The organism is Jiella mangrovi, from assembly GCF_017815135.1.
GTDB classification, from domain to species: domain Bacteria; phylum Pseudomonadota; class Alphaproteobacteria; order Rhizobiales; family Rhizobiaceae; genus Jiella; species Jiella mangrovi.
Genome location: NZ_JAGJCF010000007.1, coordinates 260,631 through 272,459 on the forward strand (window position 1 = coordinate 260,631; position 11,829 = coordinate 272,459).

The following is an 11,829-nucleotide window of genomic DNA, read 5'->3' on the forward strand; positions in this document are numbered from 1 at the left end:
ACCGGAGCGTCGATGCGGATTTCACCGGCAGCGCCAGCAAATGGCGCGCAAGTTTCTGCTGCGCGGCTGGCCGGTATTGTTGGCTTGGAGTGCATCAGGATCGCCCCTGGATTCATTCACTCCAATTACGATAGACTTTAACCTATAAAATTAAGTCAACCGCCATCGTAACTAATAGATTTAACTTCAATCTCATTACTATATATTTCGGCAAATTTACTTATGTGGTCCGCCATCCTGGCGTAGCATTCGTCATATGAAAGGTCTTTCGGCAGCGCCGAAATCTCGGTCGCCACGGCGACCAGCGGCTCGGCGCCGACGGTCGCGCCGACGCCGCGCATCGAATGGGCGGCGCGGCGGAAGGCGGAGACGTCGCGTTGCTCCATCGCCTCGCGCATGGCCGAAAGGGTTCGCCTCAGATCATTCGCGCAGGCGGCCAGAAGATCGCCCATGGCCTCGACGCCGATCTCTTCCTCGAGCTGGCCGATCCGCGACAGAACGAGCGCCTCGCCCGTCGCAGGATCGGCCGCGGCCAGATCGTTGTCCGCCGCTTGGCTTCCGGCCGCGTCATCTTCGGCTTCGTCGCCTCGTTCGTCCTGCAAGGCGTCCGGGCGCTTCGCGCTGGCGACCCGGTCGAGAATGGCGATGAGCTTCGCCTTGTCGATCGGCTTGCCGATGAAGTCGTCCATGCCTGCCTCGAGGCAGGCCTCGATGTCGGACGCCATGGAATTGGCGCTGAGACCGAAGATCGGGATGCGGTCGGCCGCGTTCTCGGCGGCGCGAATGCGTCTCGTGGCTTCGAGCCCGTCCATATGCGGCAGCGAGACATCCATCAGAATGAGGTCGAAGCGCCGGCCCGCCGCGGCCTCGACCACCTGCACGCCGTCCGCCGCGATGACGACCTCGTGGCCGAGCTTCTCGACGAGGAGCCGCACGACCAGCTGATTGGTGCTGTCGTCCTCGGCAACCAGAATATCGAGCCTCGGCCTCGTCGCGGCGATCGGCTCGGCCGCCTCGACCGGCATCGCCTCGGCGATCTCGAAGGGGATCTCGAACCAGAACCTCGAGCCGAAATCGACCGCGCTTTCGAAGTCGATCGACCCACCCATCCGTTCGACCAGGGTCTTGGTGATCGCAAGGCCGAGGCCGGTCCCGCCGAATTTACGGGTGTAGGAGCGATCGAGCTGATCGAAGGGCGAGAACACCTGCTCGCGCTTTTCCGGCGGAATGCCGACGCCGGTGTCGCTGACGCAGATGTGAAGCTTCGCGCGTCCCCACCGGTCGAACTCCAGCATGTCCACCGCGACGGTGACGCCGCCCTTTGCGGTGAACTTCACGGCATTGCTGACGAGGTTGAGGATCACCTGGCGAAGGCGGGCGGAATCGCCCATCAGACAGGGCGGCACGTGGGGCGTCACGTTCCACTTGAAGGCGATGCCCTTGGCATGGGCGTTCTGCTGGTTCAGGCGCCCGATCGTCTCGATCAGCGGGGCGATCTCGAAAGGCGCGTGTTCGATCTCCAGCTTGCCGGCCTCGATCTTGGCCATGTCGAGGATGTCGTTGAGAATGACGAGCAATGCTTCGGCGCTGGAGCGGGCGACCGCGACGAGCCGCGCCTGCTCGGGGGCCAGCGGCGTGTCGTCCAGCGCCCCCAGCATGCCGAGGACGCCGTTCATCGGCGTGCGCACCTCGTGGCTCATCATCGCCAGAAACTCGCTCTTGGCGGCATTGGCCCGCTCGGCCTCGGTCTTGGCGAGTTCGAGAGACTGCGCGGCTTCGTATTCCTCGGTCACGTCCTGCAGCGTGCCAGCCACCGAGAGAGGCGTGCCGTCGTCGCCATAGCGATATTCCATCGAACCACGGACGTGGCGGACCGCACCGTCGCCCCGGATGATGCGATGATCGAGTTCGACCGATTGCCTGCCGCCGGGAACCGGGTCCGACCGGCACGCGGCAAGCTTCGCCAGAAGCCGGGCGGCATCGTCGGGATGGAGGATGCGGCTTAATTCGGGATCGGCGCTCGTCAACGTATGGTCGATCCCGAAGATGCGGAAAAGCTCGTCTGACCAGTGAACCTCGTCGGTCACGAGGTCGTGGCGGAAACTGCCGAGCCTCGCCATCCGTTGCGCTTCGGCGAGGTTCTTCTCGCTCTGTTCGAGCGCCTGGGTCTTCTCGACCTCGGAGGTCACGTCGCGAACCGTCGAGGTCATCGAGAGGGGCCGGCCGATCCGGTCGGCGAGGATCTCCGCCGCCGCCTTGATATGGGCGATCGACCCGTCCTGCCGGATGATCCTGTAAGAGGCGTCGCGCGATGCCGGTCCGCCGGTCTCTGCGGACTTTCGCAAAGCTTCCTTCTCGAGCGCGAGAACATGCTCGACATCGTCGGGATGCAGCAGTTTGGTGAAGGCATCGCCATTGGACGAGCCACCTGCCGGCAGCCCGTAGATCTGTGAGAACTCGTCCGACCAAACGACCCGATCGGCGACGAAATCCCACTGAAAGGTTCCGATCTGGGCGATGCGCTGGGCCTCGCTCAGCATGCCGGCGGTTTTCTGGAGGGAGTGGCCCTTCTCCTCGAGCCGACGGCGCTGGCGGCTGACGACGATCAGCATGACGAGCAGAGAGAGAAACAGCGTGGCGAACGCGACCCCCATGCGGATGGCGGCGCTCTCGACCTCCTCTCGCTGGTCGCTGGAATGAGCCACCACCCGGTGCAGCATCTGGCGGGTGAGATCGTCGATGGCCCCGCGATCGGTTTCGATCTCGGCGAGAAGATCGTCGATGTCGGCGGCGGTCAGAACGGCGACGCTCGAAAGATGCGCATCCAGCGCCGCCAGTTGCGAAGCCACCAGACGTCTGGAATCGTCGGCTTCCCCGCTCATGAACGCTTCGAGGGCCGGGGCGTCGAGCACATCAAGCCGGCTCATCAGAATGTCGAAGCGAAGCCGCAGCGCATCCTCCGAATCGATGTCGCCGGGCTTCCACTCCTGGACCTTGATGTGAAAGCGGTCGAACTCCTTGCTGAGCTGGTAGACCGCCCATTGCAGATTTTCGTGAGGCGTCGCCCGCAGATCGCGCAACATGCCCTGCAATTGCAGGGCCAGCGTGGCCGGGACCGCGACGGCCGTCAGCGCCGCGCCGAGGATGATCGCTTTTTGTATGACCAGCCACATGCGCGCGCCTTTCACCGTCGCGTCCATTTCGGCTTCAGCGGATCGTCAGCCGGTTGAGCTGCCAGATCGCCCGGGACTGGTAGGTCTCGGTCTGCAGCACCTCGTCGGAATCGAAGGGATACATGATCCACAACGGCCCCTTCTCGCGGACCGACATAGGCTCGCCATTCGCCTTGTAGGCGATGATCGGATCGGCACCGGTCTCGTCGACGACCGGCAGCGTGACGGCGTAGTCGTTGAGAGCGGTGGCGACGATCTCGTTGCCTTCGGCCTTCACCGCCGCAACAAGATCGCTCAGCTTGACGCCTTCGAAGCGGATCTTGCCCTCGGTCCAGGGGGTGGTCGTCTCGAAGGTCGTCACCGGCAACTTCTCCAGAGCCTCGCGATCGAAGCGGGTGACGGTCTCGCCGCCATTGGAGGTGACGGTGAGAAGGGCGCGGGCGGCATCGGCGGCCGGCGGCAGGGCCGCAGCACCGACGATGGCGAGACCCGCCAGGAGGAGCATTTTGCGAAAGAACGAACGAACCATGGTCTGTTCCCTGTCTTTGTGGGTTGGTGACGATGCGGCCCGCAGGCTGACGGCCCGCCGCCGTACGGGACTTGGCATGGGATGTTCCCGAGGCGGCGGAATGAGCCGCGACGGGAAACCATGCGCTGAAACGAACGCCTGCCGGCCGCTACGCAGGCCGGCAAAGCCGTTTGGAAACCATCAAAGGCAAAGGCGCGCCCCTGGACGGTTCAGGCCGGCTTGAACCGCAGCGTCAATCGGTTGCCGCGGGCGTCCGATTGAAACCCGATCTCGTCGGCGCACTGGTGAAGAAGGCCGACACCCCAGCCTCCTTCCGGGAGGGCGAAGACATCCACCTCATCGACATCCGGCAGGTTCTTCAGGTCGAACGTACCTGCCGGCGGCGCCTCGCCCCGGTCCCTGAGGACAAGGGTGACGGCGTGGTCCGGCGCCTCGAACAGCTCGATGTCGATCTCGCCGCCCGCCTTGCCGCCATAGGCGTGGCGAACGATGTTGGTCAGCGCTTCGCTCGCCGCGAGTTCGAAGCGGGCGAGCTGTTCTTCGGCCAGGAGTGCGGACGCCCGACCGCGCAGATCGACGGTCGCCGCGTCGGCCGCTTCGAGGGTCGCCGGAACAATCATGGCTGCCCGCGGCGTCATGATCAGGCGCTCTCGAGCGCGGCCGAAGCTGCGGCAAGGTTCGGATAGATCCGGAACACCCGATCCATGCGCGTGAGCTTGAACATCTGCTGGACGCCGGGCTGGACGCCGCAGATCGCGAGATCGCCACGGCTGCCGATCTGCTTCAGGATGGCGACCAGCGAACCGAGGCCGGTGGAGTCGATGAAGGCGACGGGCGACAGGTCGAGCACGACCCTCGTGGCGCCGGCGGAAATCAGATCGGCCATTTCCTGCCGGAAAGCCGGGCTGTTGGCGGCGGTCAAACGCGGGGCGTCGAGCGAGAAGATTGCCGGGTCTTCGCCCGAGCCTGGAATTTTCGTGAGCATCAGTAGCCTTCCCTTTCCATGAGGATCATTGAGACGTCGTCTTCGAACAGGTCGCTTGCGGTCCATTGGCGAAGCCTTGCGGCAAGGCCGTCCAAGAGCGCGTCCGAACGAGAAACCGGAGCCTTTGCGACGAAGGCCGCCAGGCGGTCGAGGCCGAAGGGTTCGCCGCTCGGGCTCTCGGCCTCGACGACGCCGTCCGAATAGACGAAGAGACGGTCGCGCGGCCTGAACGTGACCTCCTGACAATCGAAGCTCGCCCCTGGCAGCATCCCGACCGGCATTCCGCCTTCGCCCAGCCACTCGGTCCGGCCATCGGCGCGGATCAGCAGCGGGCTCGGATATCCGGCCTGGCAAAAATGCATCCGGTCCGACGCCTCCAGAAGGATGCCGCCGAAGAAGGTGAAGTAGCTGTCGTCGTCCGAAGCCTCGAGAAAGCGCTGGTCGAGCGCCGCGACCAGGCGCGCCGTGCAGATCGACACCGGGTCTTGCGGATCGTTCGCAAAGACGTTGTTGGCGAAATATTCCGGCGTCACCAGATGGGCGAGAGCAACGGCCGAGAGCGCGGCCCGCACGCCGTGACCGCAGACATCGGCGGCGTAAAATCCCAGCGCGTCGCCGCCGAGGGGAAAATATCCGAAGACGTCGCCAGAGACCTCGCTCGAGGGCAGGAAACGGGACGAAAAGCGGCAGCTGGAGATGTGCGCCCGCTCGCGCGGCATCAGCTGCCGCTGGGCTTTCGCCGCCGCCTCGATATCGGCGCGGATCGTCTCATAGGCGATCTGCAGCCCGCGGCGGCTGGCCTGCAGCTCAGCTTCATAGCGAATGATCCGCTCGGCCGCCTTGACCCTCAAAGCGAGGATCGACGCATCGACCGGCTTGCTCATGAAATCGTCGGCGCCGGCCTCCATGCCCGCCAGCCGGTCCTCGCGGCTATGGTGGCCGGTGATCATCAACACATAGACATAGCGCCCCAGCGCCAGCGCACGGACCCGGCGCGCCAGGGTCATGCCGTCCATTTCCGGCATGTCGACGTCGCAGATCATCATCGCCGCGTCGGATCCCTGCAGCAACTCCAGGGCGCGGCCGCCATTTTCGGCGACGAGCGGCTCGTATCCCATCCTGCGCAAGAGCGCCGACTGATAGTGTCGCTGGCTGGCATCGTCATCTGCGACGACGATCCGCATTGCCGCGGGCGCGGCAGCGCGATCGGCCTCGCCGAAGGAATTGCGTTCCACGATCGTCGTCATTCTTGCCAGACCTGAATTTGACAATACACATCCGCCGATAGTTTTGTATGAGACACAAACTTTTGCAGTTTATTGTTTGTATTGCTTGCAAACAAGACATTATTGCCCTGAATGCGTCATTACCTCTGCCATTGAACTGTTATCAACTCATAAACAGAGAAATTTCTCTTGTACCTGTCAGTCGATATTTTACCAAATACCAACGCTCCTGAGGCAATACGATATCGACGGGATGCGCTCGACACGCGTCTCGGCCCATGTTTTTGGTTGTATGAGGGGTGACCATGGATCGGTTGACGAAGAGACATGCGGGAGGCAGGGCTGGCGCGGCGTCAGGGCCATCAAACCGCCTGTGCCATTTGCTGGCACGGGGTTTCCTCCTTGCCATCGTGACATTCCTCGCCCTTTGCGCGGTGCCCGCCGCCGCAACCGAGACTGGCACGGTGTTCGAGGAGCGGCGCATGCCGAGCCGTATCCTCGGCAAGGACGTCTATTACACGGTCTATCTTCCGCCCAACTATGACGCGGGAAACCGTAAGTATCCCCTGGTATATCTGATGCATGGTGGCTGGGACGGGCGCAACGAAGACTGGTTCCGCTATGGCGGCGTCGATCAGATCCTCGACCGGATGATCAATTCCGGCGAACTGCCGCCCTTCATCGCCGTGACGCCGGAAGGGCGCCGGGACGAGGACAACCAGTTCTACACCTACTACATGAACGACGCCGATGGCGGCTATCGCTGGGAGGACATGTTCCGCCAGGAATTCATGCCGCATGTGGAGAAGACCTACCGCGTCATCGAGGGGAAATACGCGCGCAACATCATCGGTCTGTCGATGGGCGGCTATGCGGCGATCGCTTATGCGCTGAAGGATCCCGAGCTCTTTGCCAGCGCCGCCGTTCTCAGCGGCGCGTTCCGCACGGACGCCCAGACCATCGCCCTCGACCAGAGCGGCTACGACAAGCGCTACGGCAAGGCCTGGGGTCTCGGCCTCAGGGGCGTCGAACGGCTGAACGAGCACTACCGAGCCAACAGCGTCTTCGAGCTCGCCAAGGGTTTCGAGCCGACCGGCTGGGGCCAGACGCGGTTCTATATCGATTGCGGCGCCGACGACGTCTTCTTCGACGGCAATGCCGCCCTCCACATCGCGATGCGCGACCTGAAGATCGATCATCGCTTCCGTGTGCGGGAAGGCAAGCACGACTGGAACTACTGGCGGATGGCGGTGCCCGATGCCCTGAAATTTGCCGGCGACACCTTTCGCAAATAGACGCGAGGCGAAGTGCCTAATCGAACGACGAGGGGCGCGGTTCCGATGCGAGGCCGCGCCCCTCTCCGTTCACGATGGCGGGGAGGCCGGGCAGGGGAAGCGGGATCGGGGAGGCGGGGAATTCAATCCGCCCCGCCCGGGGGATGGCGCCATCAGCTCCGGTAATCGCTGCACTCGTTCTCGATGCTGCGCAGATGCGCCTGCCATTCCAGCTGAAGATCGCCGTCGGCTTCGTTCATCTGCGCATATTGCCCGACCACATGGTCGGCGATCTTCGGGTCCACCAGGCGTAAGGGGCGACCGGTGGAGAGCGCGGCGATCTGAATTTCGCAGGCGCGTTCCAGATAATACATGGCGTTGAACATCTCGGCCGCGCTGCGGCCGGTGGCGATGAGGCCGTGATTGCGCAGGATCATCACGGGATGGGAGCCGAAATCGGCGACGATGCGCGCGCGCTCTTCCAGATCCAGCGCGATGCCCTCGAAGTCGTGATAGGCGATGCGGTCGTGAAACTGCAGGGAGATCTGATTGAGCGGCAGGAGACCTTCTTCCATCGAGGACACCGCGACGCCCGCGCGGGTGTGGGTGTGCATGATCCAGGCCGCGTCATGCCGGTTCATGTGAACCGCCGAGTGAATGGTGAATCCCGCCGGATTCACCCGGTGCGGACTGCCATCGAGCTTGTTGCCGTTGACGTCGATCTTGACGAGAGAGGACGCGGTGATCTCTTCCCAGCGCCAGCCATAGGGATTGATCAGGAAGTGACCGTCCTCCTTCGGCACCCGCGCGGTGATGTGGGTGTAGATCAGATCGGTGAAGCGATGACGGGCCGCCAGCCGGTAGCATGCGGCGAGTTCCTCGCGGGTCTGGCGTTCGGCATCGGACATGACTGTCATCGGTTCTTTTCCGTTCCTGTCGAGGGGATCAGACCCGGTTTCACCATCGGTCTGACGCTCCGGCCTGTCATGATGGCATCGCATGTTTGCGCGTCCGGCTGAAGACCGCCGAGACCACCGGCAGGGCCGCCAGCACGACGCAGATTGCGATGAGGATCGGCCCTATGCACGGGCCGACGAAGGAGCCGGACAGCGCGACTTCCCAGTCGCATCAGCTCGCCCGTCGTCGGCCGCGTGGCATGGGAGAGATTGCGTTCGCCTGCTCGCGCGATCTTGCCCGCCTGACCGAAAACACAAGGCAGTTCGCTCAGAGATCGAGCGTGACGTCGCCCCTCGGCACCGAGCAGCACAACAGGACGTGGCCGTCTTCAGGCGGCTCGAGAGGCTCTTCGGCATAGGAAACCTCGCCGTCGAGCTTGCGACAGGCGCAGGTCCCACAAATTCCGTCCCGGCACTCGAAGTTCGGGCTGAGCCCCTGGGCTTCGGCAAAATCGAGCAAGGTGCCACATGATCCGTCAAAGGCGCGTTCCAGACCGGACCGGGCGAAGCGAACCATCGGGGCGGCGACATCTGCCGCTTTGTCCCGCGGCTCCTCCGCCGCGACCGCGATGGCCGATCGCGGCACCTCGCCGGCGGCTTCGCCGAAGCTTTCCTGGCGAATGTCGGCGTCGGGCACGCCAAGGCTCACCAAGGCGGATCGCATCGCTTTCATGAAGCCGTCGGGTCCGCAGAGATAGACCATCCAGGCGTCCTGCGGCAGCAGGCTCCGCAGCCGGGCGCGATCGAGAAGACCGATGGAATGGCAGCGGCCAGAGGCGATGTCCTCGTCACTGCCCTCTGCATAAGCGACATGGGTGGAAAGGTTCGGAGCCGCCCGCGTCAACTCCACCACTTCGCGCATGAAGGAATGCTCCTCGGCCGACTGGCAGGCATGCACGAAAACGGTCGGCCGTTCCGGCTGGCGGGCGAGTTCCGCCAGCATCGCAAGGCCCGGTGTGATCCCGATCCCGCCGGTGAGAAGCAGCACCGGCCGCTCGCCGGCTTCCAGCACGAAGCGGCCTCGCGGCAGTTCTGCGGCAAAGCGCGCGCCGACCGTCGCGGTTTCGTGGAGATGACGGGACCCGCCCTTGCCACCCGGCTCCCGCTTGACGCTGATCCGATAGCCGCGGCGGTCTGCCGGATCAGACGAGATGGTGTAGGTCGCGATGGGCCGCCCGGGCAGCGCGAGGCGGATCGGCAGATACTGCCCGGCGATGAAGGGGGCGGGCTCGCCTCCCACCACTTCGAAGCGGATCGAGACGACGTTGCGGCTTTCCTCCACGCGCTCGACGACTTTCAGATCGAGCGGAGCGCTTCTCGTTGCATCCACCATGGCGACGCTCCTTTTTCCGGCGCTTTCAGTCGTGGTAGACGAAGGAAGCGTTGGTTTCGGCCGAGGCATCGAGGGTCCGCTCGGTTTCGAGGAGATCGCTGATGCGCTTGCGGTAGACCATCGGCCCGCGGTCGATCGCGATGCGGATCGGCCGGCGCTTCATCGGGCGCTGCTCTTCGGCATGCACCGCCTCGAGGATCTCCTTGTCCTCGGCGAAGGCGATACGCAGCATCGCGTCGATCTTCTGCGATGCCTCCTCGGTTTCGATCGCCGTATTGCGCAGGTGCATCCAGCGGTCGATCGTGTAGCCTTCGTCGACCGGCGTCATGAAATGCAGTGCGAGAACGCGGTTGCCGCTGTCGCGGTCGTCCTCGGCGATCTGATCGGCGGCGTCGGCGGAGCCGAAGTCGATCACGGCAATGGAAGGGATGTGGAGGTGGTAGTAATGCCAGCGATCGACATTGCCCTCAAAACCGCCGAACGCCTTGAAGAAACCGATCGGCTCGGCGTCGCGGATCCAGCGCCAGGCGGTGATCGTCTTGCCTTCCGTTGAGACGTGTACGGGGACGTTCTCGGAAGCCGAGTTGCCGAGGGTGGTCGGATGCACGAAGCTGACATGGGCCGGATCCACCAGATTCTCGGCGACGTTCAGATAGTTCGACTTGAGGTGCAGCGCGTCGCCCTGATGGGCGTGCCACTTCGGATCGGTGAATTGCGGCAGGTCGAAGATCTCGGCGGGGTCGGCGCGATGCGCCTCTCCCATCCAGATCCAGACGATGCCGTGGCGCTCGTGGATCGGGTAGGTCTCGACATAGGCGGATGGCGGGATCTTGTCCTGCCCGGGCACGCGGGTGCACTTGCCGTCGGGGCCGAAGGTCAGGCCGTGATAGCCGCAGCGCACCGCGTCGCCGATGCGCTTGCCCTTTGAAAGCGGCAGCAGCCGGTGCGGGCAGCGATCTTCCAGCGCAGCGACGCTGCCGTCCTTGCGGCGGTAGAGCAGCACCGCATCTCCCAGAATCGTGAAGCGCCGAAGTTCCTCGTCGATCTCGCTCGACCAGGCGGCCACGTACCACGCGTTGCGAACCAGTGTCGTCATGCCGTCACTCCTGAATCTGCGTTGGCTCGCCGGCATGTCGGATTGCCGGATCTCTTTACTACGTGTACGTAGTTTTTGGACGCAGATCAAGGCCGTTTTGCAATCCGTCCAACAAAGCGCCCGACGCCTCAGATGGCCGATTTGCCCATGTAACGATGAAACACCATCGAGACCGCCCGCCGGGCAGGGCGGCCGAGTTTACCACGTACTGCCACCGATTCCCCCCTCGGTCAGTCCCCGGGTTCGGCGACCTTGCGCAACAGCGCGACGAAGAGCTGTTTCTCGATCTCCGTCAGCGGCTCCAGCAGCTTTTCACCGGCAGCAACGCTCACCGGGACATGCTCCTCGGCGCAGCGCCGCCCGGCTTCGGTGAGCGCGATCACGGAGGTCCGCTGGTCGTCCGGGCTCTTGAATTTCTCGACCAACCCCTCCCGCTCCAGCTTGCGCACGACCACGGTGGTGGTCGATGGGTCCATCGACGTCAGCCGGCTGAGCTGGCTCATGGCCACCGGCCCGAGCTTCAGAAGCGTCACAAGGGCGACAAACTGGGTCACCGACAGGTTCGGATAGCGGACGTTCTGAGTGAAGAGTTGCGCGCCGAGCTGGTGCACCCTGCGCACAAGTTGCGCCGGGTGGTGGCGCGGATCATAACCCTCGATCGCCGCGTCCGGAATGTCGCCGTTCCCTGCCGGCCTGCTCTTTGCCACTGGCCGCGTCCTCGCCATCAGGCCGGCTTCCCCCGTGACCGCCGGATCGCCCGTCGTGCCGCCACGGCCGCAGCCGCCGTGAGCGGCGCCAGCGTCGTTTCGGTCCATCGGGAAGGGGAGGGCCACCGGGCGGGGCTCCGCACGCCGACGCTCATCTGCCTGAAACGCGTCATGAGACGATGCCTCGCCTTGCGAAGCCCAGATCCGAACTGAGCATTAGGCCCGAAATCTTCAACGGCTCGGCGGGCATATCTCACCTTTGTGTCGGGCATCATGTCGTCCATGACAGGAAACGGCGCTGGACAGGCCGTGCGGAAATATCGCGGCAAAAACACACGAGCAATCGGAAAAGCGATCCAGGGCCTTCTGCCATGGCTCGCGAGGCGATTGAGCTGCCTCGCGGAGGGGCGCCGTTTCGACCTGAAACGTCTCCGTTTTCCGCCCCCCAAACGGCAAACGCCCCGCCGGATGATATCCTGGCGGGGCGTTTTGGTTTTGATTGAAGAAGAATGCTTGTTTTTGCGATTGGCAGACCTGGCAGCGACCGACT

The 11,829-nt window shown here is 64.0% G+C and carries 11 protein-coding genes; 1 reads left to right on the forward strand and 10 read right to left on the reverse strand.

Features of this window, described 5'->3' with window-relative positions; translation table 11 throughout:
• Window positions 1–155 precede the first annotated feature (155 nt).
• The 5 genes from J6595_RS12940 to J6595_RS12960 all read right to left on the reverse strand — a co-directional run bounded on the left by J6595_RS12940 (window position 156) and on the right by J6595_RS12960 (window position 5,934).
• Complete coding sequence (locus tag J6595_RS12940) at window positions 156–3,188, reverse strand: ATP-binding protein (protein WP_209594973.1); 3,033 nt, start codon at window positions 3,186–3,188, stop codon at window positions 156–158.
• Between the two features lie 19 nt (window positions 3,189–3,207).
• Window positions 3,208–3,702: a putative pterin-binding protein gene (locus tag J6595_RS12945; RefSeq protein WP_209594974.1), complete on the reverse strand. Its 495-nt coding sequence runs from the start codon at window positions 3,700–3,702 to the stop codon at window positions 3,208–3,210.
• Between the two features lie 209 nt (window positions 3,703–3,911).
• A complete protein-coding gene (locus J6595_RS12950; RefSeq protein WP_209594975.1) occupies window positions 3,912–4,340 on the reverse strand; it encodes an ATP-binding protein in 429 nt (142 codons plus the stop codon).
• Between the two features lie 2 nt (window positions 4,341–4,342).
• A complete protein-coding gene (locus tag J6595_RS12955) occupies window positions 4,343–4,687 on the reverse strand; it encodes an STAS domain-containing protein (RefSeq protein WP_209594976.1) in 345 nt (114 codons plus the stop codon).
• The gene (locus J6595_RS12960) at window positions 4,687–5,934 is read right to left on the reverse strand and encodes a PP2C family protein-serine/threonine phosphatase (RefSeq protein ID WP_209594977.1); all 1,248 of its coding nucleotides are present in this window, start codon (window positions 5,932–5,934) and stop codon (window positions 4,687–4,689) included. The genes J6595_RS12955 and J6595_RS12960 overlap by 1 nt, the downstream gene beginning before the upstream one ends.
• Before the next feature lie 461 nt (window positions 5,935–6,395).
• Here J6595_RS12960 and J6595_RS12965 point away from each other — a divergent pair, with 461 nt between their 5' ends.
• A complete protein-coding gene (locus J6595_RS12965; RefSeq protein ID WP_209594978.1) occupies window positions 6,396–7,208 on the forward strand; it encodes an alpha/beta hydrolase in 813 nt (270 codons plus the stop codon).
• A 152-nt stretch (window positions 7,209–7,360) separates the two neighbouring features.
• Here J6595_RS12965 and J6595_RS12970 read toward each other — a convergent pair whose 3' ends face one another.
• The 5 genes from J6595_RS12970 to J6595_RS12990 form a co-directional block, all read right to left on the reverse strand.
• A complete protein-coding gene (locus J6595_RS12970; protein WP_209594998.1) occupies window positions 7,361–8,095 on the reverse strand; it encodes a class II aldolase/adducin family protein in 735 nt (244 codons plus the stop codon).
• A gap of 316 nt (window positions 8,096–8,411) precedes the next feature.
• A complete protein-coding gene (locus J6595_RS12975) occupies window positions 8,412–9,476 on the reverse strand; it encodes a 2Fe-2S iron-sulfur cluster-binding protein (protein WP_209594979.1) in 1,065 nt (354 codons plus the stop codon).
• A gap of 25 nt (window positions 9,477–9,501) precedes the next feature.
• Complete coding sequence (locus tag J6595_RS12980; protein WP_209594980.1) at window positions 9,502–10,572, reverse strand: aromatic ring-hydroxylating dioxygenase subunit alpha; 1,071 nt, start codon at window positions 10,570–10,572, stop codon at window positions 9,502–9,504.
• 230 nt (window positions 10,573–10,802) lie between these two features.
• On the reverse strand, window positions 10,803–11,405 hold the full coding sequence (locus tag J6595_RS22750; RefSeq protein ID WP_209594981.1) for a MarR family winged helix-turn-helix transcriptional regulator: 603 nt from the start codon (window positions 11,403–11,405) through the stop codon (window positions 10,803–10,805).
• Between the two features lie 105 nt (window positions 11,406–11,510).
• On the reverse strand, window positions 11,511–11,829 hold a 319-nt coding region (locus J6595_RS12990; RefSeq protein ID WP_209594982.1), incomplete at its 5' end, for a hypothetical protein.

Excerpts from the sequence above, each read along its gene's own strand:
- J6595_RS12950 (WP_209594975.1), bottom strand. The coding sequence starts at position 4,340 with ATGACGCCGCGGGCAGCCATGATTGTTCCGGCGACCCTCGAAGCGGCC.
- J6595_RS12945 (WP_209594974.1), bottom strand. The coding sequence starts at position 3,702 with ATGGTTCGTTCGTTCTTTCGCAAAATGCTCCTCCTGGCGGGTCTCGCC.
- J6595_RS12980 (WP_209594980.1), bottom strand. The coding sequence starts at position 10,572 with ATGACGACACTGGTTCGCAACGCGTGGTACGTGGCCGCCTGGTCGAGC.
- J6595_RS12965 (WP_209594978.1), top strand. The coding sequence starts at position 6,396 with ATGCCGAGCCGTATCCTCGGCAAGGACGTCTATTACACGGTCTATCTT.
- J6595_RS12960 (WP_209594977.1), bottom strand. The coding sequence starts at position 5,934 with ATGACGACGATCGTGGAACGCAATTCCTTCGGCGAGGCCGATCGCGCT.
- J6595_RS12970 (WP_209594998.1), bottom strand. The coding sequence starts at position 8,095 with ATGTCCGATGCCGAACGCCAGACCCGCGAGGAACTCGCCGCATGCTAC.
- J6595_RS12955 (WP_209594976.1), bottom strand. The coding sequence starts at position 4,687 with ATGCTCACGAAAATTCCAGGCTCGGGCGAAGACCCGGCAATCTTCTCG.
- J6595_RS12975 (WP_209594979.1), bottom strand. The coding sequence starts at position 9,476 with ATGGTGGATGCAACGAGAAGCGCTCCGCTCGATCTGAAAGTCGTCGAG.